General features: G+C 65.2%; 17 protein-coding genes. 12 read left to right on the top strand and 5 right to left on the bottom strand.

Annotated elements, in window-relative coordinates; all coding sequences use genetic code 11:
- The first annotated feature begins 17 nt into the window (after nt 1-17).
- Genes E2I15_RS17580 through E2I15_RS17560 form a run of 5 tightly spaced genes read left to right on the top strand, consistent with a single transcriptional unit; the run spans nt 18 to nt 4,534 of the window.
- Nucleotides 18-887 carry a branched-chain amino acid ABC transporter permease gene (locus E2I15_RS17580; RefSeq protein WP_137480239.1) on the top strand — a complete coding sequence of 290 codons (870 nt, stop codon included), beginning with the start codon at nt 18-20 and terminating at the stop codon, nt 885-887.
- A 7-nt stretch (nt 888-894) separates the two neighbouring features.
- Nucleotides 895-1,926, top strand: a complete 1,032-nt coding sequence (locus tag E2I15_RS17575; protein ID WP_137480236.1) for a branched-chain amino acid ABC transporter permease — start codon at nt 895-897, stop codon at nt 1,924-1,926.
- Nucleotides 1,923-2,675, top strand: a complete 753-nt coding sequence (locus E2I15_RS17570; protein ID WP_137480234.1) for an ABC transporter ATP-binding protein — start codon at nt 1,923-1,925, stop codon at nt 2,673-2,675. Before E2I15_RS17575 ends, E2I15_RS17570 begins: the two co-directional genes overlap by 4 nt.
- Nucleotides 2,668-3,384: an ABC transporter ATP-binding protein gene (locus E2I15_RS17565; RefSeq protein ID WP_137480232.1), complete on the top strand. Its 717-nt coding sequence runs from the start codon at nt 2,668-2,670 to the stop codon at nt 3,382-3,384. Before E2I15_RS17570 ends, E2I15_RS17565 begins: the two co-directional genes overlap by 8 nt.
- Nucleotides 3,385-3,415: 31 nt before the next feature.
- Nucleotides 3,416-4,534: a cobalamin-independent methionine synthase II family protein gene (locus tag E2I15_RS17560; RefSeq protein WP_016840262.1), complete on the top strand. Its 1,119-nt coding sequence runs from the start codon at nt 3,416-3,418 to the stop codon at nt 4,532-4,534.
- Between the two features lie 126 nt (nt 4,535-4,660).
- On the opposite strand, the gene E2I15_RS17555 is transcribed toward E2I15_RS17560, so the two are convergent.
- Nucleotides 4,661-6,388 (bottom strand): caspase family protein, encoded by a 1,728-nt coding sequence (locus tag E2I15_RS17555; RefSeq protein ID WP_137480230.1) that lies wholly within the window; start codon nt 6,386-6,388, stop codon nt 4,661-4,663.
- 197 nt (nt 6,389-6,585) lie between these two features.
- Here E2I15_RS17555 and E2I15_RS17550 point away from each other — a divergent pair, with 197 nt between their 5' ends.
- The 3 genes from E2I15_RS17550 to ahcY all read left to right on the top strand — a co-directional run bounded on the left by E2I15_RS17550 (nt 6,586) and on the right by ahcY (nt 10,753).
- Nucleotides 6,586-7,941 (top strand): hypothetical protein, encoded by a 1,356-nt coding sequence (locus E2I15_RS17550; protein WP_038380758.1) that lies wholly within the window; start codon nt 6,586-6,588, stop codon nt 7,939-7,941.
- A 60-nt stretch (nt 7,942-8,001) separates the two neighbouring features.
- Entirely contained in the window at nt 8,002-9,198 is a 1,197-nt protein-coding gene (metK, locus tag E2I15_RS17545; protein ID WP_028338318.1) for a methionine adenosyltransferase, read from the top strand.
- A 127-nt stretch (nt 9,199-9,325) separates the two neighbouring features.
- Complete coding sequence (ahcY, locus tag E2I15_RS17540; protein WP_137480228.1) at nt 9,326-10,753, top strand: adenosylhomocysteinase; 1,428 nt, start codon at nt 9,326-9,328, stop codon at nt 10,751-10,753.
- 344 nt (nt 10,754-11,097) lie between these two features.
- On the opposite strand, the gene E2I15_RS17535 is transcribed toward ahcY, so the two are convergent.
- From E2I15_RS17535 to E2I15_RS17525, 3 genes are all read right to left on the bottom strand, one after another.
- Nucleotides 11,098-11,904: an IclR family transcriptional regulator gene (locus E2I15_RS17535; RefSeq protein ID WP_137480226.1), complete on the bottom strand. Its 807-nt coding sequence runs from the start codon at nt 11,902-11,904 to the stop codon at nt 11,098-11,100.
- Between the two features lie 250 nt (nt 11,905-12,154).
- Nucleotides 12,155-13,873 (bottom strand): FAD-dependent oxidoreductase, encoded by a 1,719-nt coding sequence (locus E2I15_RS17530; protein WP_170991619.1) that lies wholly within the window; start codon nt 13,871-13,873, stop codon nt 12,155-12,157.
- Nucleotides 13,874-13,883: 10 nt separating this feature from the next.
- The gene (locus tag E2I15_RS17525; protein ID WP_422109857.1) at nt 13,884-15,086 is read right to left on the bottom strand and encodes an ABC transporter substrate-binding protein; all 1,203 of its coding nucleotides are present in this window, start codon (nt 15,084-15,086) and stop codon (nt 13,884-13,886) included.
- A 353-nt stretch (nt 15,087-15,439) separates the two neighbouring features.
- Between E2I15_RS17525 and E2I15_RS17520 the strand changes: the two genes are divergently transcribed.
- Nucleotides 15,440-16,369: an aspartyl/asparaginyl beta-hydroxylase domain-containing protein gene (locus tag E2I15_RS17520; RefSeq protein WP_137480221.1), complete on the top strand. Its 930-nt coding sequence runs from the start codon at nt 15,440-15,442 to the stop codon at nt 16,367-16,369.
- 90 nt (nt 16,370-16,459) lie between these two features.
- Here the strand turns inward: E2I15_RS17520 and E2I15_RS38760 are convergent, their stop codons facing one another.
- Entirely contained in the window at nt 16,460-16,615 is a 156-nt protein-coding gene (locus E2I15_RS38760) for a hypothetical protein (protein WP_170991618.1), read from the bottom strand.
- 429 nt (nt 16,616-17,044) lie between these two features.
- Here E2I15_RS38760 and E2I15_RS17515 point away from each other — a divergent pair, with 429 nt between their 5' ends.
- The 3 genes from E2I15_RS17515 to E2I15_RS17505 all read left to right on the top strand — a co-directional run bounded on the left by E2I15_RS17515 (nt 17,045) and on the right by E2I15_RS17505 (nt 20,785).
- Nucleotides 17,045-18,742: an NAD-dependent malic enzyme gene (locus tag E2I15_RS17515; RefSeq protein WP_137480218.1), complete on the top strand. Its 1,698-nt coding sequence runs from the start codon at nt 17,045-17,047 to the stop codon at nt 18,740-18,742.
- Nucleotides 18,743-19,023: 281 nt separating this feature from the next.
- Nucleotides 19,024-20,388 (top strand): MFS transporter, encoded by a 1,365-nt coding sequence (locus E2I15_RS17510; protein ID WP_246668195.1) that lies wholly within the window; start codon nt 19,024-19,026, stop codon nt 20,386-20,388.
- A gap of 19 nt (nt 20,389-20,407) precedes the next feature.
- On the top strand, nt 20,408-20,785 hold the full coding sequence (locus E2I15_RS17505; protein ID WP_246668194.1) for an SPW repeat protein: 378 nt from the start codon (nt 20,408-20,410) through the stop codon (nt 20,783-20,785).
- Nucleotides 20,786-20,861 lie beyond the last annotated feature (76 nt).

Raw genomic sequence — 20,861 nt, 5'->3', positions numbered from 1 at the left:
TCGGCTAAGCTGATCCGATGGCCTCAATCCTCACCAACCTGTTCGACGGCGTCGCCTACGGCATGCTGCTGTTCGTGCTCGCCTGCGGGCTTGCGGTGACGCTCGGGCTGATGAATTTCGTCAACCTCGCCCATGGCGCCTTCGCGATGGCCGGCGGCTATATCTGCGCCGTGCTGGTGAATAATTCCGGCTGGCCGTTCTTCGCAGGCCTGCCGCTCGCCTTTGTCGGCAGCGCCGCGATCGGCATCGCGCTGGAGCGCACGCTGTACCGCCATCTCTACAGCCGCAGCCATCTCGACCAGGTACTGTTCTCGATCGGTCTGGTGTTCATGTCGGTCGCGGCGGTCGACTACATCATGGGATCGTCGCGGGTCTTCATCAGGCTGCCGGCGGCGCTGGAAGGCCAGATCGACCTGTTCGGCGTCGGCATCGGCCGTTACCGGCTGATGATCGTGGTGATCTGCGGCCTGCTCACGCTGGCGCTGCAGTTGATCCTCGCCAAGACCCGGTTCGGCAGCCGGCTGCGCGCCGCGGTCGACGATCCGCGCGCCGCGATCGGGCTTGGCATCAACGTGCCGCAGGTGTTCGCCTTCACCTTTGCGTTCGGCTGCGGCCTTGCAGGCCTCGGCGGCGCGCTGAGCGCGGAGATCCTCGGGCTCGATCCGTATTTCCCGCTCAAATTCATGATCTACTTCCTGATCGTCGTCACCGTCGGCGGCTCGTCCTCGATCACCGGACCGTTCCTCGCGTCGCTTTTGCTCGGCATCGCCGACGTCGCCGGCAAGTATTACGTGCCGAAGCTCGGTCCGTTCGTGATCTACACGGTCATGATCGTGATCCTGCTCTGGCGTCCGAACGGCCTGTTCGGCCGTACCGCGGCACGGTGAGGCGGTCATGACGGCGCTATCCGACGTTTGCACTCAGGCGATGGCCAGCGCCCGCTGGCGGGTCAGCGAGGTCGCGTTCTGGGCGCTGGCGCTCGCCTGCGCCTTCCTGTTCCCGTCGCGCTATCTGATCATGACCGACATCGTGCGGTTCGGCTTGTTCGCGCTGTCGCTCGACCTGATCCTCGGCTACGCCGGCATCGTTTCGCTCGGCCACGCGGCCTTCTTCGGCGTCGGCGCCTATTCGGCCGGCTTGCTGGCGCTGCACGGCATCATCAACGAGCCCGTCATCGCGCTGGTTGCCGCCGGTCTGGTTGCGGCGCTGCTTGGTTTCCTGACCAGCTTTCTCGTCATCCGCGGCGTCGACCTGACACGGCTGATGGTGACGCTCGGCATCGCGTTGCTGCTCGAGGCACTCGCCGAGCGCTTCTCCAACATCACCGGCGGCACCGACGGGCTGCAGGGCATCGAGATGCAGCCGATCCTCGGGCTGTTCACCTTCGACATGTTCGGCAGGACCGGGTTCTTCTACTCGCTGATCGTGCTGTTCATCTTGTTCCTACTCGCGCGACGCGTGGTGCATTCGCCGTTCGGCCTGTCGCTTCGCGCGATCAGGAACAATCCGCTGCGCGCGGCCGCGATCGGCGTGCCGGTCAACCGCCGCCTGATCGCGGTCTATACGCTCGCCGCCTTCTATGCCGGGATCGCCGGCGCGCTGTTCACCCAGACCACGGCGCTCGCCTCGCTCGACGTGTTTTCCTTCGAGCGCTCCGCCGACCTGATGCTGGTGCTGGTGATCGGCGGCACCGGCTATCTCTATGGCGGGCTGATCGGGGCCGTCGTGTTCAAGATGCTGCAGGAGCTGTTTCAGAGCATCACCCCGCAATACTGGCTGTTCTGGATCGGCCTCGTGCTGGTCGTGATCGTGCTGGTCGGCCGCGCGCGCATCCATCGCTGGGTGCTGTTCGTGCCGAACCAGATCATCCGCCAGTTCGCCGGCCGCAGGGCTGCCGTCGCGGTGCCGGAGAGCGACGCGTCATGACGATCGCGCTGGAAACACGCGGCCTCGAGAAATCCTTCGGCGCCCTTCGCGTCACCCGCGACCTTTCGCTGAAGGTGATGCAGGGCGCCCGCCACGCGCTGATCGGGCCGAACGGGGCGGGCAAGACCACGGTGATCAATCAGCTGACCGGCGTGCTGACGCCGAACAGCGGGCGCATCCTGCTCGAAGGCAGCGACATCACCGGTCTGTCCGTGCACAAGCGGGTGCTGCGCGGGTTGTCGCGCACCTTCCAGATCAACCAGCTCTATCCCGACCTGACCCCGCTCGAGACCATCGGGCTTGCGGTCTCCGAACGGATGGGCCGCGGCGGCGACTGGTGGCGGCGGATGGGAACGCGTGGCGACGTCAATGCAGAGATCGCAGAGATCCTGTCGCGCTTCCATCTGCTCGACGTGATGACGGAGCTCACCTCGACCTTGCCCTATGGCAAGCAGCGCCTGCTCGAGATCGCGGTCGCGATCGCCGCCAGGCCGCGCGTGCTGCTGCTCGACGAGCCGGCGGCCGGCGTGCCCGAGAGCGAGCGTCACGACATCCTCGCGGCGGTCGCAGCACTGCGGCGCGATGTCACCGTGCTCCTGATCGAGCACGACATGGACCTCGTATTCTCCTTCGCCGACCGCATCTCGGTGCTGGTCAATGGCGGCCTGCTCACCGAGGGCGCGCCCGACGAGGTCGCGCGCGATCCGCAGGTGAGGGCGGTCTATCTCGGCGAGGCCGCCGATGCCTGAGCTTCTTTCCATCCAGGGCCTGCGTGCCGGATACGGCGAGGCGGTGGTGCTGCCCGATATGTCGCTGGCGCTTGCGGAGGGCCAGGTGCTCGCGCTGCTCGGCCGCAACGGCACCGGCAAGACCACGCTGATCAATTCGATCGTCGGCATCGTCAGGCGCTTCGGTGGCAGCGTCGCGCTCGCAGGCCGCGACATCACGGCGATGCGGCCCGACCAGCGCGCCCGCGCCGGGATCGGCTGGGTGCCGCAGGAGCGCAACATCTTCCGCTCGCTGACGGTGGAGGAGAACATGACCGCGGTGGCGCAGCCCGGGCCGTGGACGGTCGAGCGGGTATACGAGATGTTTCCGCGGCTGCAGGAGCGGCGCCGCAATTTCGGCAACCAGCTGTCCGGTGGCGAGCAGCAGATGCTGGCGATCGGCCGCGCGCTGACGCTGAATCCGAAAGTGCTGCTGCTCGACGAGCCGACCGAAGGCCTCGCGCCGATCATCGTTGAGGAATTGTTAAAAGCGATCGGAACCATCACGCGCTCAGGCGGCATCTGCTCGATCATCGTCGAGCAGAACGCGCAAAAGATTCTGGGGCTCGCCGACCGCGTTGTGATATTGGAACGCGGCACGATCGTGCACGATGCCGCAAGCAGCGCGCTGAAGGCGGATCCCGCCGTCCTCGAGCGCCACCTTGGCGTCTCCGGGGCCAAGGCGCATTAGAAGGCACACTAGAAACGTCTAGGAGTTGACCATGCAGCGAACCAAGCCTCCGTTCCGCGCCGACGAGGTCGGCAGCCTGTTGCGGCCGCCGAAGATCAAGGAAGCCCGCGCCAGATTGGAGAAGGGCGAGATCTCGGCCGACGAGCTGCGCAAGGTCGAGGACATGGAGATCGAGAAGGTCGTGCATAAGCAGGCCTCGGTCGGCCTGAAGCTTGCGACCGACGGCGAGTTCCGCCGCTCCTGGTGGCATTTCGATTTCCTCAGCCATCTGACCGGCTGCGAGCTGTTCCATCCCGACATGGGCATCCAGTTCGCAGGCGTGCAGACCCGGCACGATGCCATCAGGGTGATCGGCAAGCTGGATTTCTCCGATCATCACCCGATGCTCGATCACTTCCGCTTTCTGAAGAAGTACGCCGACCAGGCGCATGTCACGCCGAAGATGACGATCCCCTCGCCGGCGGTGCTGCATTTCCGCGGCGGCCGCAAGCTGATCTCGAAGGAGGTCTATCCGGACCTCGAGGAATTCTATCAGGATCTCGGCAAGACCTACCGCAAGGCGGTCAAGGCATTCTACGATGCCGGTTGCCGCTATTTGCAATTCGACGACACGGTGTGGGCCTATCTGTGCTCGCAGGAGGAATTGCAGAAGTCGCGCGACCGTGGCGACAATCCGGATGGCCTGCAGGAGATCTATGCCCGGGTCATCAACTATGCGATCGCCGATCGTCCGTCCGACATGGTGATCACGACCCATGTCTGCCGCGGCAATTTCCGCTCGACCTGGATCTCCTCAGGCGGCTACGAGCCGGTCGCCGAGACCCTGCTCGCCGGTACCAACTACGACGGCTATTTCCTCGAATATGATTCCGACCGCGCCGGCGGCTTCGAGCCGCTGCGCTTCCTGCCCAAGGGCAACAAGGTCGTGGTGGTCGGCGTCATCACCTCGAAGTTCGGCGAGCTCGAGAAGAAGGACGACATCAAGCGGCGGCTGGAGGAGGCATCCAAATTTGCCCCGATCGAGCAGCTCGCGGTGTCGCCGCAATGCGGCTTTGCCTCGACCGAGGAAGGCAATATTCTCTCCGAGGAGGAGCAGTGGGCCAAGCTGCGGCTCGCGGTCGAGGTCGCGAACGAGGTGTGGGGGAAGTGACGCGCTGATGTCATTCCGGGGCGATGCGGCGCATCGAACCCGGAATCTTGAGATCCCCGGGGGCGCAATTGCGCCCCTGAGGTTCGCGCTGCGCGCGCCCCGGAATGACGGTGCTCAAGCGCACCGTCATTGCTCCGCCAGATAGACCTCGCCGAGCAGAGACGAGTTCGACCACGGCACCTGCTTGCCCTTGGTCGCGGCGACGACCTCGGCGCGGACCCGTGTCAGCATCTGCTGCACCTCGAGGCCGGGCGTGCCGACATGGCGCGACAGCGCCGCCGAGAACGGGCTGTTGGCGCCTTCGCCGTCGAGCGCGACCTGGCCCGGCGCGGTCGCAAACGCGATCAGCGTGCCGGCGCCGAGCGTCGAGCCCGATCCGAGCGAGGCGGGCGCGGCAAGGCCGGAGCCCGCTTCGATGCCGCGGCTTGGACCCGCGGTGGCCAGCTGCGGCGCCATCGGATTGTTGCGGCAGGCATCGAGGATCAGGATGTTGGTGCGGATCTGGTCGTCGAGCCCGGCCATGATGGTGTCCATGTCGACCATCGCGTCGGTGGCGCGGCTGCCCGCCTTGAACTCGATGTCGACCGGCACGAGATAGTTGCGGCGGTCGACCTGCACGCCGTGACCGGCATAGTAGACAACGGCGATCTGCGACCGTGCCGCCTCGCGCAGGAAATCGTTGATCGTCTTCTGCATCGTGCCGCGATCGAGATCGAGCCCCTCGGAGACGGTGAAGCCGATGTCGCGCAGGCTCCTGGCGATGGCGCGCGCATCGTTGGGCGGATTGGGCAGCGCCTTGAGATGTGCATAGGCGCCGTTGCCGATCACCAGCGCGACGCGCCGGCCGGTTGCTGCCGTCCGGGCCGGCGCGGCGGGCGGGGCCGATGCCGTGACGGAAGCGGCCGGTGGCGCGGCCGGGCTGCTCTCGGCGGCCGGCGCCGCCGCGGCCTTGCGCGGTGCCGCGTCGGCCTCCTTGAGCAGCGCGAGCCGCACCTTCGCGGTGGCCTGGTTGGCCTTGCTGCCGGCATCGGACGCCACGCCTTCGAGCACCGAGGCGTAATCTTCCTTGGCGTGCGCAGCATCGCCCTTCGCTTCATAGCTGAGGCCGCGCTGGGTATAGGCCGAGATCAGCACGCTGCCGGGCGGCGTCATGATGTTGACGGGCGCCTTGGCCTTGGCGAGCCGGATTGCCTCCGACGTGTCCGCAATCGCGCGCTCGATCTCGCCCTTGGCGCGCCAGATCACGGCGCGGCTGATCAGCGGCTGCGGCAGCGACGGGTCGATCCTGACGGCCTCGTTGATGTCGGCGAGCGCGCCGTCGAGATCGCCGAGCGCCCGCTTCGAGGCGCCGCGGTTCTGATAGGAGAAAGCTGACTTCGGAACGGCCTTGATCGCGGCGTCATAGTCGGCGATCGCCTTGGCGTAGTCGCCCTTGCTGCGATAGGCGTTGCCGCGGTTGTGGAAGATGATGCCGCTCGGCGGCCCCATGCGCAGCGCATCGTTGAAGTCGGCGATCGCGATGTCGTACTCGCCCTTGTCGAAATAGGCTGAGCCGCGGAGGTTGTAGACGGCGGTGCCAGGCTTGAGGCGCAGCGCCTCGGTGGCGTCGGATATCACCTGGGCGTAGTTGCCCTTCTTGTTCCAGCCGACCGCGCGCCAGAAATAGATGGTTGCGAGCTTCTCGCCGGAAAACACCTTCAGCGCGATGATCTTGGTGCAGGCGTCGATCATCTGGTCCGCTGGCGTGGTCTCGGTCGTGCAGAGCGGGCCGAGCTGGGAGCGCGCCTGTGCGAAACAGGGCGCCGACCAGAGCAAAGCGGCCAGGAGGGCGGGGATCAGGAGCAGGCGGCGCATCGGTCATCCGGGAGTAAAGCCGTCATCGCGATCAACGACGGCAGGGCGGTCCAAGAGACCGTCCAGGAGGCGGTCCATGACTGTTTGGTGATCGGGCAGCAGAGGGGGTTCAACTGGTGGGAAAATGGTGATAAGACGCTGCCAGTCATCATTTCTGCCCACTCTCGTCCCACTCGCCGCTGTCCAACCCAGGCGCCATGAAGAACGACGAAATCCTCAGCCAGATCACGGATTTCTGCCGCCGCTCCGACATGGCGGAGACGACGTTCGGCCGCCGTGCCGTCAACGACGGCAAGCTGGTGCACCGGCTGCGCGAGGGCAAGCGCATCACCATCGACACGCTCGACCGCATCAACGGCTTCATCGCGACCTCGACCCCGGGCGGCGTGGCTCCGCCGCGCGGCCTCGTTGTGCCGCCGGAAAAGCGCGATCCACGGGGCAATTTCCGGTTCTTCGAGAACCGCCAGCGCTATTTGCTGTTCGTCCACACCTGCAGCGAGAAGCGAGTGATTGCCGACCGGGTTGCGCTGGAACTGGCGGCCATCCACCCGCGGCCCCCGGCGCTGCGGGTGTTCGATGCCGGGATGGGCGACGGCACGGTGCTGGCGCGGGTCCTGCGTGCCATGCATGGCCGCTTCCCACATATGCCGTTCTATGTCGCCGGCAAGGAATTGAGCCTGGAGGACGTCCGCCTGACCCTCGACAAGGTCCCCGACCGCCTGTTCGAGCATCCGGCCAGCGTCTTCGTGTTCACCAACATGTATTACGCCGAGGCGCCGTGGCTGACGCCCAAGAACTCCGCGGCGGCCGCCAGCATGATCTGGCACGAGGTGCCGCTGCGCGGGGCGTCCTCGGGTGAGTTCGAGGCCCAGATCGCCGAACTCGGTCCGTTCCTGGAGCAGAACTGGCGCGCCAATCTTAGCCCCGGCAATGCGATGCCGATCTATGAGCGGCCGGTGGCGCTGGTCCTGTACCGCGACGATCACCGGTTCCTGCTCGATTCCATCATTCCGCGGGCCGGCCGCACCGAAGCCAATTTCGACCTCGTGATCGCCTCGCAACCCTACCGTGCCAAATCCTCGGTGAACTTCCGCGCCAAGCGGATCATCGCGCCGCTGGCCCGCGCGCTGCGCGGCGGCGGACGGCTGATAGGAATCCACTCCCACGGCGGCGATCCCGGGCTTGAAATGATTCAAGCCGTGTGGCCCGGAGAAAATCCTTTCGCCGTCAGCCGCCATGAGATACTGCGCGCGGTGAAATACGAGTTGGGCTCCGCCGGCCGCGAGCTGAACTTCAACGCCTACGCCGATAACCGTTCGATCTTCCGATATGATATGGAAGCGCTGCCCAATGAGGTGACCGGCTCGATCGGAACCTCGACGGCCTTTGCTGCGTGGAATGCGGCGGTGTATGTCGCGCAGATCGAAGATGAGCGGTTGACCGAAACGACCGAAAACGGACGAGCTCTCGAAGCCACACGCGAAGTTCTCCGCAAACACAACGGGCTGTGGTTCTACGACGAATCCTACGTCATCTCGCGGCGACGAGACTGACATGCCGGGGACATATTCACCAACCAACGTCGGACTTCGACTTAACAAGGGGTTTGCTTGATGCGCGCGTCTTACCTGTTCACCAGCGAGTCGGTCTCGGAAGGCCATCCGGACAAGGTCTGTGATCGAATCTCGGATGAGATCGTCGATCTGTTCTATCGCGAGGGACCGAAAGCGGGCATCGACCCGTGGCAGATCCGCGCGGCGTGCGAGACGCTCGCGACCACCAACAAGGTGGTGATCGCCGGCGAAACGCGCGGCCCGAGCTCGGTCACCAACGACCACATCGAGAGCGTGGTTCGCTCTGCAATCAAGGACATCGGTTACGAGCAGGACGGCTTCCACTGGAAGAACTGCGACATCGAGATCCTGCTGCATCCGCAGTCGGCCGACATCGCGCAGGGCGTCGACGCGCTGCAGCCGGGCGAGGTCAAGGAAGAGGGTGCCGGCGACCAGGGCATCATGTTCGGTTACGCCACCAACGAGACGCCGGACCTGATGCCGGCGCCGATCTTCTACGCCCACAAGATCCTGCGGCTGATCTCCGAAGCGCGCCACTCCGGCCGCGAGAAGGTGCTGGGGCCGGACTCCAAGAGCCAGGTCACGGTGCAGTACGAGAACGGCAAGCCGGTCGGCGTCCGTGAGATCGTGGTCTCGCACCAGCATCTGGTCGAGGACCTCTCGTCCAAGCAGATTCGCGACATCGTCGAGCCCTATGTGCGCGAGGCGCTGCCGAAGGAGTGGATCAGCGACAAGACGATCTGGCATATCAATCCGACCGGCAAGTTCTTCATCGGCGGTCCCGACGGCGACTCCGGCCTGACCGGCCGCAAGATCATCGTCGACACCTATGGCGGCGCGGCTCCGCACGGCGGCGGCGCGTTCTCCGGCAAGGATCCGACCAAGGTCGACCGCTCGGCCGCCTATGCCGCGCGCTATGTCGCCAAGAACATCGTCGCGGCCGGTCTTGCCGACCGCTGCACACTGCAGCTCGCTTATGCGATCGGCGTGGCGCGTCCGCTGTCGATCTACATCGACACCCACGGCACCGGTAAGGTGTCGGAGGATCAGCTCGAGAAGGCGGCGGCCAAGGCGATGGATCTGACGCCGCGCGGCATCCGCAGCCATCTGGATCTCAACCGTCCGATCTACGCGCGCACCTCGGCCTACGGTCATTTCGGCCGCACGCCCGACAATGAGGGCGGCTTCTCCTGGGAGAAGACCGATCTCGTCGAGCAGCTGAAGCGCGCGCTCTGACACTTGCGTCATTCCGGGGGCGCTCGCGGGAGCGAGCGAACCCGGAATCCTTAATCGTCACCTCGAGATTCCGGGTTCGCCTCTTCGAGGCGCCCGGGAAAGACCCGTTCAACAACAGGACGCTCAAATGAACGCCCCCACGAAGCCCGGCTTCACCGACTACATCGTCAAGGACATTGCGCTCGCCGATTTCGGCCGCAAGGAGATCTCGCTGGCCGAGACCGAGATGCCCGGCCTGATGGCCACCCGCGAGGAGTTCGGCCCCAAGCAGCCGCTGAAGGGCGCGCGCATCGCGGGCTCGCTGCATATGACGATCCAGACCGCGGTGCTGATCGAGACGCTGGCCGCGCTCGGCGCCGACATCCGCTGGGTCTCCTGCAACATCTACTCGACCCAGGATCACGCCGCGGCCGCGATCGCGGCCGCCGGCATTCCGGTGTTCGCCGTCAAGGGCGAGACGCTGACCGAGTATTGGGACTACACCGCAAAGCTGTTCGACTGGCACGGCGGCGGCACGCCGAACATGATCCTCGATGACGGCGGCGACGCCACCATGCTGGTGCATGCCGGCTACCGCGCCGAGCAGGGCGACACCGCCTTCCTCGACAAGCCGGGCTCGGAGGAAGAGGAGATCTTCTACGCGCTGGTCAAGCGCCTCCTGAAGGAGAAGCCGAAGGGCTGGTTCGCCGAGATCGCCAAGAACATCAAGGGCGTCTCGGAAGAGACCACCACAGGCGTGCATCGCCTCTACGAGATGGCCAACAAGGGCGCGCTGCTGTTCCCGGCGATCAACGTCAACGACAGCGTCACCAAGTCGAAGTTCGACAACCTCTATGGCTGCCGCGAGTCGCTGGTCGACGGCATCCGCCGCGGCACCGACGTGATGCTGTCGGGCAAGGTCGCGATGGTCGCCGGCTTCGGCGACGTCGGCAAGGGCTCGGCCGCCTCGCTGCGCCAGGCCGGCTGCCGCGTCATGGTCTCCGAGGTCGATCCGATCTGCGCGCTGCAGGCGGCGATGGAAGGCTATGAGGTCGTGACCATGGAAGACGCCGCGCCGCGCGCCGACATCTTCGTCACCGCCACCGGCAACAAGGACATCATCACCATCGAGCACATGCGCGCGATGAAGGATCGTGCCATCGTCTGCAACATCGGGCACTTCGACAACGAGATTCAGATCGCCGCGTTGCGCAATCTGAAGTGGACCAACATCAAGCCGCAGGTCGACGAGATCGAATTTCCCGACAAGCATCGCATCATCATGCTGTCGGAAGGCCGGCTGGTGAACCTCGGCAATGCGATGGGCCATCCGTCCTTCGTGATGTCGGCCTCCTTCACCAATCAGACGCTGGCGCAGATCGAGCTGTTCGCCAACAACAAGGACGGCAAGTACGCCAAGAAGGTCTACGTGCTGCCGAAGACGCTGGACGAGAAGGTCGCCCGCCTGCACCTCGCCAAGATCGGCGTCAAGCTGACCGAGCTGCGCAAGGACCAGGCCGACTATATCGGCGTCAAGCAGGAAGGTCCGTACAAGTCGGATCACTACCGCTACTGATCCGCGCCCGCAGCGATCGATCACGTGAAGAGCCCCGGCATCGCCCGGGGCTTTTTGCTGGGATGTTTTGCAGACGGACCTCTCCATTCGTCGGGGCGACACCGATAGTGTGGCGCGGCCTGCATCTACAAGCCGTCGTTCCGGCGAAGGCCGGGACCCATACGCCGCGACGGATGTTGTCCGCGGGACTCGTCATTCCAGCATCGCGCAACAATGAACTTCGGTGGTTATGGGTCCCGGCCTTCGCCGGGACGACGATGAGGATGGTTCTGGTTCATGATGTCAGCCAAGCTCTCGGTGCAATCGCCCGCGCATGCGCATGAGGGAGCGGCCGAACACTCTGATCACTTCACCGCAATATCGACACCCCGCGCCGTGCCGTGCCCCAGCTGCCGCGAGATATCGCCGGCGCAGCCGCGCAGCGCAGTTGCGATCGCGCTGTCCCAGCTGGCGTCGAAGGTGCCTTCCGGTCCCATCGCGGTGATCACCAGCGCGACGTGGCCGGCGTGATCGAACACCGGCGCGGCGAAGGCGTTGACGCCGGGCAGGGGATCGCCGATCGCCCGCGCCAGCCCGCGGCTGCGAACCTCGGCGAGGATCTCGGCGGTCTTCGCGTCCGCCGGCGGACGTTTCGGATTGTAGCCGACGCCGAGGCGATCGAGGCCGCTCTCGAGCGCGGTCCTGATCGCGTTCGGCGGCATGAAGGCGGCGAAGGCGCGGCCGGTCGCGGTCTCGAGCAGCGCCACCACCGATCCGACGCGCATCGCGATATGCACCGGATGGCTCGGCTCCTCGAGCCGCACCACGGTCGCGCCGTGGGTGCCCCAGACCGACAGCGACACCGCGTGATTGATGCTGTCGGCGAGCGCTGCGATCCGCGGCGTTGCGATCCGCACCGCCGACTGCCGGCGCAGGCTGATCAGGCCGAGCTCGAGCGCCAGCGCCCCGATCTCGTAACGGCCGGTGACCTCGTCCTGCTCGATCAGGCCGATGCGGGAAAAGCTGACGAGATAGGGATGCGCCTTGGCCGGCGGCATGCCGGCTTCGCGCGCGAGATCGCGCAGCATCATCGGTTCGCCGCTGCGGGCCAGCGCGCGGAGCAATTCTCCGCCGACCTCGATCGACTGTATGCCGCGGCTTTCTCTCGTCATGTGGTCCTGTTTGGGTTCCGGATTCGCAATTAGCAGGAAACTACACTGTCCGCGAGACGCCGATATGTGCGGTGCAACCGCGGAATGAAACGCGGCATGTACCGACTACCGTCATCCCGGCGCAAAGGCTTCGCCTTTGTCGCTGGAGGTGCGAGCTCTTGCGAGCCTCGAAGGATGAACGGCCCGGCTGGTGGCCGTCGACCCTTCGAGACGGCCGCGTTGCGGCCTCCTCAGGGTGACGGGACTTCGTTCATGCGGCGCCTCTCTCTGTCGCGGCGCCCGCAATGTGCTTGCCCGCGATATAGCCGAAGGTCAGCGCTGGCCCGAGCGTGATGCCGGCGCCGGGATAGTTGCCGCCCATGATGCTCGCCATGTCGTTGCCGGCGGCATAGAGGCCGGCGATCGGCTGGCCGTCGGCGTCGAGCGCGCGGGCGTTGGCGTCGGTCCTTATGCCGGCATAGGTGCCGAGATCGCCGATCACCATCTTGATGGCGTAGAACGGACCGCGCTGGATCGGCGCGATGCAGGGATTGGGCCCGTGCAGCGCATCGCCCTGATAGCGGTTATAGGCACGCGAGCCCTTGCCGAAGGCGGGATCGCGGCCCTCCGCCGCTGACGTGTTGAACTCCGCGACGGTCGCTTCGAGCGCCCTTGCGTCGATGCCGGCCTGCGCGGCGAGCTCCGCCAGCGTCGCGCCGCGTTTGAGATAGCCGGTCTTCAGATGATGGCCGAGCGGCATCGGGCGCGGCGGCACGCAGCCGAGGCCGTATTTGCGCAGCGTCTCGTGATCGCAGATGAGATGCGACGCGATCTCCTCGCCGGGCTTTGCCGCCTTGATCATCGCCTGCACGAAGTCGTGGTAGGAATTGCCTTCATTGGCAAAGCGCCTGCCGTCGGCCATCACCGCGATCACGCCCGGCTTGGCGCGATCGATGAAATGCGGCATCACGCCCTTCGAGCCGTCCTTGCGCGTCGTGACCGAGACCGGAACCCAGGCCGCGGCATTCGGCAGCGAGTCGTCGACGCGGCCGCCGGCGGATTCCGCAAGGCGCAAACCGTCGCCGGTGTTGCCGGTCGGGCCCGGCGAGTAATGCTCTTTTCCGGTCGGGGCGTGCGGAAACATCTTCTGCCGTCGCGCGACGTCATGCGGAAAGCCGCCGCAGGCGAGCACCACGCCACGCTTCGCATTGACGCGGATCGTGCGCCCTTCGCGCACAACGATTGCGCCGCGCACCGCGCCGTTCTCGACGATCAATTCGCGCACCGGCGAGTTGAGCCAGAGCGGGATCTTGAGGTCGAAGGCGGATTTCGCCAGCCGGCCGGCGAGCGCGTTGCCGTTGGTCAGCGTCATGCCGCGGCCGTTGCGCATCACGTCGATGGCGTGTTTCGACAACCGTTTGGCGACATAGGCCGCCGAGGTCAGCGATCTCGTCGCGCGCATGAAATGCACGATCTCCTTGCCGGAGCCGAGCATCATGCCGAACACGGTGAGCTCGGGCAGGGGGCTGCCGAGATCCTTGAGGGCGTCGCCGAGCTGGTGGGCATCGAACGGCCGCGTCACCATCGAGCGGCCGCCTTGCGCGCCGCCCGGCGCTTCAGCATGATAGTCGGGGAAGGTCAGCGGCATGTCGAAGCGTACCGCGGTCTTCGTCGTGAAGAAGTCGATCGCCTTCGGCCCCTCGGTCAGGAACGCATCGACGCGGGCGGCGTCAAAGCTGTTGCCGGCCTCGTGGCGCAGATAGGTTTTGGCCTGATCGGGGCTCTCCTCGATGCCCCAGGCCTTGGCCAGCGAGGTGCCGGGGATCCACAGCCAGCCGCCGGAGCGCGCGGTGGTGCCGCCGAACCGCGGCTCCTTCTCGACCACCAGGACCTTGAGGCCGTGATGGCCGGCGGTGACCGCCGCCGACAGCCCGGCGCAGCCGGAGCCGACGACCAGCGCGTCGCAATCATAAGCTTCTTCGTTGGCCACGCGATCGATCCTATTTCTTGAGCAGCGGGCACTTCGACTCGGAGACCGGACGATAGGCATCCTCGCCCTTCACCGTCTTGACGATGTCGAGATAATCCCACGGCTCCTTGGACTCCGAAGGCTTCTTCACCTTCGCCAGATACATGTCGCGGATCACGCGGCCGTCCTCGCGCAGCTTGCCGCCATGCACGAAGGTGTCCTCGATCGGCAGCTCGCGCATCTTGGCCATCACCGCCTTCGGATCGTCGGTGCCGGCGGCCTGGATCGCCTTGAGATAATGCAGCACCGAGCCGTAGACGCCGGTCTGGATCATGGTCGGCATCACATTGGCGCGGGCGTAGAACTTCTTCGACCAGGCGCGCGTCTTCTCGTCCATGTTCCAGTACGACGCCGTCGTCATGTAGGTGCCCTGCGCGGCGTTGAGGCCGATCGCATGCACGTCGGTGTCGAACATCAGAAGGCCGACCAGCTTCTGGCCACCCTGCACGAGGCCGAACTCGCCGGACTGCTTGATCGAATTGTCGGTGTCCTGGCCGGCATTGGCGAACGCCACCACGTCGGCCTTCGAGCTCTGCGCCTGCAGCGCAAAGGAGGAGAAGTCGGCGGTGTTGGTCGGATGCTTGACGCTGCCGAGCACCTTGCCGCCCATCTCGTTGATGAAGCGCGTCGCGTCCCGCTCGAGCTGCTGGCCGAAGGCGTAATCCGCGGTGACGAAGAACCAGGACTTGCCGCCTTCCTTGATCACCGCCGAGGCCGTCACCTTGGACAGCGCGTAGGTGTCGTAGGCGAAATGCACCGTGTTGGGGCTGCACAGTTCGTCGGTCAGCGAGCTCGCGCCGGGACCGGAGAGAAGCGCGATCTTGTTGCGCTCGCGCACCATGTTGTGCACGGCGATCGCTATGCCGGAATTCGGGATGTCGACGACTGCGTCGACCTTGCCGTTGTCGAACCAGCCGCGCACGATCTGCACGCCGACATCGGTCTTCATCTGGTGGTCGGCGGAGATGATCTCGATCGGCTTGCCGAGCACAGTGGAGCCGAATTCCTCGACCGCCATCCTGGCCGCCTCGACCGAGCCCGGGCCGGAATTGTCGCGGCCCCAGCTCGACAGGTCGGTCAGCACCCCGATGCGCACGACGTCATCGGAAACCTGGGCGTGAGCGACCGTGGTCATCGCCGCGACAATGGCTGCCGCCAGAAACTGTCTCATCATTCCTCCCATTGGATGTCCGCGCTCTTCGGCGGGTCATCTCACGATTAGGAATTGTCTAATCAGTTTGTCAATGGCAAATTCAGTGTGTGAATGGTGCCACAATGTTGGCACCCGCGCGGCACGGCGCTTCACATTTGGTGAGCGAACGCTTACATGGCTCGTCCGGGACGGCACCGCGGCAAGGCTTCCGGCTCATTTGCCTGACCGCGCCGCAGTGCCAAGTCACTATGAAACAGGGGAATTTTCGCGGACGGCGACGCGTTTCGCCGCCCGGACTGGGCCACCCGTGAAGGGCAAGGCTCCTGCGGGGCGGGGCATGAAGGGCGTCGGCGGGCAGCGATCATAGACGGATCATGTTGAGACAGCTCTTCGCGCCGCAGCTCGTCATTCTTTACGTGCTGGTGGCCTCTACGCTTTACGTCCACTTCCGCGGCAAGCAGCGGTTGCGCTTCGCTCGCCAGCTCGGCGATCACTCGACCTACCTCGCGCCCTACAATGTGCTGATGTATGCTGGCTCCGCCGTGCCCAACACGCCGGTGATTCCGGTCGAGCAGTTTCCCGAGCTCAAGAAACTCTCCGACAATTGGGAGACGATCCGCGACGAGGCCACGCGCCTGTTCGACGAAGGCTTCATCCGCGCCGCGGCCAAGAACAACGACTGGGGCTTCTATTCCTTCTTCAAGAGCGGCTGGAAGCGCTTCTATCTGAAATGGTACGACGACTTCCTGCCCTCGGCGCGGACGCTGTGCCCGAAGACAGTGGAGCTGCTCAACTCGATCCCGAATGTGCATGGCGCGATGTTCGCGATGCTGCCGCCGGGCGGCAAGCTCGGGGCGCACCGCGATCCCTTCGCCGGCTCGCTGCGCTATCACCTCGGCCTCGTGACGCCGAACTCGAACCAGTGCCGCATCCTCGTCGACGGCGTCGAATGCGTCTGGCGCGACGGCGAGGCCTTCATGTTCGACGAGACCTTCATCCACAGCGCCGAGAACAAGACAGACGTCAACCGCATCATCCTGTTCTGCGACGTGGAGCGCCCGATGAAGTACGGCTTCATGACGGCGATGAACCGCTGGGTCAGCCACAACATCGTCAAGGCGTCGGCGACCCAGAACGTCGACGGCGAGCATGTCGGCGCGCTGAACAAGGTGTTCGGCAAGCTCTACGAGATCCATCTCGCCAGCCGCAAGGTCAAGGAGTGGAATCGGAACGTGTATTACACGCTGAAATATTCCGCGACCGCGCTGATCCTCGGCCTGATCGTGATATCGGCGCTGCACTGATTGCAGCGGCGTTGCCGCGTTGAAAGCAAAAGCCCCGGAGCATGCTCCGGGGCTTTTTGTCTGGGACGCGAGCTGTGGGGCGCAACAGCATCAGTCGCGTTCGAAAACCTTGGCTCCGGGGTAGACTCGCCTGGCGTAGGCGACGACCCACTCCCGGTCCTGGGTCTCCAGGAACGGAGTTCGGATCTTGCACGACCCGACGATAAGGTGCCACAGGCCGTTCAGCTTCTGAATGTTGACGATCATCTGAGTGTTCCTCGAAACCCGCATGCGTGACGGTCTTGCTATTCACGAATCGGAGCAGTGATCCTGATCACAGATTCGAGAGCACAACTCGCGCCCTCCGTAGAACGAGGATCGCTACTGTTAGTCGCGCCTCCGAGGAGTGAAGTTCGGAGCTATTTGTACGTCCGCTGGAGTAGCCCCGAGCATAAAATGGCCTCTCCATCGCTCAATTGTACGAGCGTCAGCACAGGTCATGACAAGGAATAGAGAAGTTATACCAACGTATGTCTGTCCGCAGGCGTAGCGGGAGTGGGTTGCCGGAACCTGGACGACCGTTCATCGCCTCTTGGCCAACATTCCGCTTGGCGCAGCACGACGCCCTTCACTCTCGATCCGTTACACTGAAGTGATACAGTCGTATCCGGCGTTTCGCATTGAGGGGACCTTGTCATGTCGGAGTCATCAGGTGCTTTTGCGACCACTGCGCTGAGCGGCTACGAGCTGCTGGCCGATCCGCAGCTGAACAAGGGCACGGCGTTCTCCGAGGCCGAGCGCGAAGCGTTCGACCTGCACGGCCTGCTGCCGCCCAATATCCTGACGCTGGACGAGCAGGTCTCGCGCCGCCTCGAGGCGCTGCGCGGCTATGAGACCGACATCGAGCGCTATGCCTTCCTGCGCGAGCTGCAGGACACCAACGAGACGCTGTTCTACGCGCTCCTGGTCGGCAACCTGGAAGAGCTATTGCCGATCGTCTACACGCCGACCGTCGGCGAGGGCTGCCAAAAATTCAGTCGGCTGTTCCGCAAGCCGCGCGGGCTGTTCCTCAGCATCCCGCATCAGCACCGGATCGACCGCATTTTCGCCCATCCGCGCTTCGATCACGTCGAGGCGATCGTGGTGACCGACGGCGAGCGCATCCTCGGCCTCGGCGACCAGGGCGCCGGCGGCATGGGCATCCCGATCGGCAAGCTCGCACTCTATACCGGCTGCGGCGGGCTGCATCCCGCAACGACTTTGCCGATCATGCTCGACGTTGGCACCGACAATCCCGATTGCCTCGCCGATCCGCTCTATGTCGGATGGCGCAACGAGCGCGTCCGCGGCCAGGCCTATGACGACTTCATCGAGGCGTTCGTCGCGGCCGTGGTGAAGCGCTGGCCGCGCGTCCTGCTGCAGTGGGAGGATTTCGCCAAGAACAATGCGACGCGGATGCTCGAGCGCTATCGCGACCGGCTCTTGACCTTCAACGACGACATTCAGGGCACCGCCGCGGTGGCGACCGGCGCCTTGCTCTCCGCCATCAACGTCACCGGCGTGCCGCTGACCGAGCAGCGCGTCGCCGTGCTTGGTGCAGGGTCCGCCGGCTGCGGCATCGCCAGCTTGATCCGCGCCGCGATGATCGATGCCGGCCTGCCGGAGAGCGAGGCGGCGAAACGCTTCTTCATGGTCGACCGCGACGGGCTGCTGCTCGAGGGCATGAGCGGGCTCGCCCCGTTCCAGCTGCCGTTCGTGCAGAACAGGCAGGCGATCGCGGGCTGGCAGCTCAGCCACCCCGACAAGATCGCGCTGCTCGACGTCGTGCGCAACGCCCGGCCGACCGTGCTGATCGGCGTCTCCGGCCAAGCCGGCGCGTTCTCCGAACCGATCGTTCGCGCGATGGCCGAGTGCAACAAGCGGCCGGTGGTCTTCCCGCTGTCCAATCCGACCTCGCGCGAGGAGGCGACACCGGTCGACATCGAGGCGTGGACCGAGGGGCGGGCGCTGATCGGCGTCGGCAGCCCGTTCCCGCCGATCATGCGCGACGGCGCGCGCTTCAAGGTCGACCAGACCAATAACTCCTACATCTTCCCGGGTGTCGGCGTCGGGGCGCTCGCGGTCGGCGCCAGCCGGGTCAGCGACGGCATGTTCATGGCCGCCGCCAAGGCGCTCGCCAGCGTCTCGCCGGCGCGCGACAACCCGAAGCACAATCTGCTGCCGCCGGTCAGCGCGCTTCGCGATGTCTCGCAGACCGTGGCGCTTGCGGTCGCGCTGCAGGCGCACAAGGAGGGATTGGCGAGGGACGTTCCGATCGACCAGGTCGAGGCGCGGATTCACGCCAAGGTCTGGACGCCGCGCTACGTGCCGTACCGCCGCAGCGATCGGGCTTAGAGCTCGGACGGGCTCGACCTCGCTTGCGTCTTCTTGACGGCGTCGCCCGGCGGCTGCCGGGTGCATCCGGCAGCCATGTGGGAGGCATGGTTCGACACTCGGTGCGGGAGACGGACGACGCCTTCGGCGGACCGGACGGTTGCGATTGTCGCTCGCCGTGGCCGACTAAAGTTCAAGCCTCGACGGTCCGTTCCGGTGGAACTTTCCGGGGCGTGTTATCGTTCGTACTCAAACGAACCACCGTCAATATCCGTCCGGGGGCCTGCGAGGGAGACACCCCCATGGCAAGATTTGGCCCAACGCTTCGTCCAACCCCTGGCCTCGACGCCAACCAGCTCACGTCATCCGAGCATCAGCTCCAGATGCGCCGCGCAGTGATCGCCTCCACGGTCGGGACCGCGATCGAGTGGTACGACTTCTTTCTCTACAGCACCGTCACCGGCCTGGTTTTCGCGAAACTGTTCTTTCCGCATTCCGATCCCTGGGTCGGCACGCTCGAGGCCTTCGCCATCTATGCCGTCGGCTTCGTCGCGCGGCCGATCGGGGCTGCGATCTTCGGGCACTATGGCGACCGCATCGGCCGCAAGTCGACGCTGATCGCGACGCTGCTGTTGATGGGACTGGCGACCGCGGCGGTCGCATTGGTGCCGACCTATTCCAGCATCGGCATCTGGGGCGCGGTGATCCTGACCGTGCTGCGCTTCATCCAGGGCGTCGGCGTTGGCGGCGAATGGGGCGGCTCGGTGCTGATGTCGATGGAATGGGCGCGCAACGATCGCTCCCGCGGCCTGATCGCGTCATGGCCGCAATTCGGCGTGCCCTGCGGGCTGTTCCTCGCCAATCTCGCCGTGCTAGCGTTCAGCCAGATGTCGGGCGACCAGTTCCTGGCGTGGGGCTGGCGCGTTCCGTTCGCGCTCAGCATCGTACTGGTCGGCGTCGGCCTCTACATCCGGCTCGGCATCCTGGAAACGCCTGTCTTCACCCGGCTGCTCGCCGAGCGTCAGCTCGACCGCACGCCGATGCTGACGGTGATCCGCGATCATCCGAAGGAGATCCTGCTGTCTGCCTTCGCGCGGATGTCCGAGCAGGCGCCGTTCTACATCTTCACCGCCTTCGTGTTTTCCTACGGCACCGGCACGCTGCACGTCTCGCGCGATTTCCTGCTCACTGCGGTGCTCGCGGCCTCGGTGCTGTCGTTCGTCTCGATCCCGGTGTTCGGTCACCTTTCGGACCAGATCGGCCGCAAGAACATGTACATGATCGGCGCGTTGGTGACCGGCATCTTCGGCTTCATCTATTTCGCGATGCTCAATACGGGATCGGCGTCGATCATCTTCCTCGCGATCGTTCTCTCGCTCATTCCACACGATATGCAGTACGGGCCGCAGGCCGCGCTGATCGCCGAAAGCTTTACCGGGCGCTTGCGCTACAGCGGCGCCTCGCTCGGCTATCAGCTGGCGTCCGTCATCGCCGGCGGTCCGGCGCCGCTGATCGCGGCGTGGCTGTTCGGCACCTATCATTCGTGGATCGCGATCGCGGTCTACATCGCGCTCTGCGCCGTCATCACGCTGGTCGCAACCGCGCTGATGACCGACTTCACCGGCAAGGACATCAATGCGGCCGGCGCGCATGAACGCCGGGCCTGAGACAGCAAGGGAGCAGCAGATGATGAAATGGCGAAAGGAATCGGCGCTCGATCTCTATAACCTCGTCGCAGCGATCTTCCTGCTCGCCGCGCCATGGCTGTTCGTGCAGGCCAATCCGACCGCGGCGATCGATCTCAGGATCTGCGGCGCTGCGATCGCGATCATGTCGCTGGCGGCGATCGTCGCGTTCTCGATCTGGGAAGAATGGATCAACCTGGTCGTCGGGTGCTGGCTGATCGTCTCACCCTGGCTGCTCGGCTTCACACATACCCGCGCGATGCATTTTGCCATCGCCGCGGGCGCGGTGGTGGCGTTCATGGCGCTGCTCGAGCTGTGGCTCGAATACGAGAAGACGCATTTCGGCCCGGACACGCCGCAGGCTGCCGAAAGGCAGTAAGCTCCCGCTCCATCTGATGTGATCAGGCGCTCGCGGCGCGGTGATCGCGCGTGATGAAATAATTACCTGGCGCCCG

The sequence above is a fragment of the Bradyrhizobium sp. BR2003 genome (assembly GCF_009720285.1).
In the GTDB taxonomy this organism is placed as follows: domain Bacteria; phylum Pseudomonadota; class Alphaproteobacteria; order Rhizobiales; family Xanthobacteraceae; genus Bradyrhizobium; species Bradyrhizobium elkanii.
The sequence above is the reverse complement of the archived record's forward strand: the minus strand, read 5'-3'. Positions and strand labels throughout refer to the sequence as shown.

Bases quoted from the DNA above. Each gene is read 5' to 3' on its own strand.
- E2I15_RS17570 (WP_137480234.1), top strand. From the start codon at position 1,923: ATGACGATCGCGCTGGAAACACGCGGCCTCGAGAAATCCTTCGGCGCC.
- E2I15_RS17550 (WP_038380758.1), top strand. From the start codon at position 6,586: ATGAAGAACGACGAAATCCTCAGCCAGATCACGGATTTCTGCCGCCGC.
- E2I15_RS17555 (WP_137480230.1), bottom strand. From the start codon at position 6,388: ATGCGCCGCCTGCTCCTGATCCCCGCCCTCCTGGCCGCTTTGCTCTGG.
- E2I15_RS17560 (WP_016840262.1), top strand. From the start codon at position 3,416: ATGCAGCGAACCAAGCCTCCGTTCCGCGCCGACGAGGTCGGCAGCCTG.
- E2I15_RS17565 (WP_137480232.1), top strand. From the start codon at position 2,668: ATGCCTGAGCTTCTTTCCATCCAGGGCCTGCGTGCCGGATACGGCGAG.
- E2I15_RS17525 (WP_422109857.1), bottom strand. From the start codon at position 15,086: ATGATGAGACAGTTTCTGGCGGCAGCCATTGTCGCGGCGATGACCACG.
- E2I15_RS17580 (WP_137480239.1), top strand. From the start codon at position 18: ATGGCCTCAATCCTCACCAACCTGTTCGACGGCGTCGCCTACGGCATG.
- metK (WP_028338318.1), top strand. From the start codon at position 8,002: ATGCGCGCGTCTTACCTGTTCACCAGCGAGTCGGTCTCGGAAGGCCAT.
- E2I15_RS17510 (WP_246668195.1), top strand. From the start codon at position 19,024: ATGGCAAGATTTGGCCCAACGCTTCGTCCAACCCCTGGCCTCGACGCC.
- E2I15_RS17505 (WP_246668194.1), top strand. From the start codon at position 20,408: ATGATGAAATGGCGAAAGGAATCGGCGCTCGATCTCTATAACCTCGTC.
- E2I15_RS17575 (WP_137480236.1), top strand. From the start codon at position 895: ATGACGGCGCTATCCGACGTTTGCACTCAGGCGATGGCCAGCGCCCGC.
- E2I15_RS17520 (WP_137480221.1), top strand. From the start codon at position 15,440: ATGTTGAGACAGCTCTTCGCGCCGCAGCTCGTCATTCTTTACGTGCTG.
- E2I15_RS38760 (WP_170991618.1), bottom strand. From the start codon at position 16,615: ATGATCGTCAACATTCAGAAGCTGAACGGCCTGTGGCACCTTATCGTC.
- E2I15_RS17535 (WP_137480226.1), bottom strand. From the start codon at position 11,904: ATGACGAGAGAAAGCCGCGGCATACAGTCGATCGAGGTCGGCGGAGAA.
- E2I15_RS17515 (WP_137480218.1), top strand. From the start codon at position 17,045: ATGTCGGAGTCATCAGGTGCTTTTGCGACCACTGCGCTGAGCGGCTAC.
- ahcY (WP_137480228.1), top strand. From the start codon at position 9,326: ATGAACGCCCCCACGAAGCCCGGCTTCACCGACTACATCGTCAAGGAC.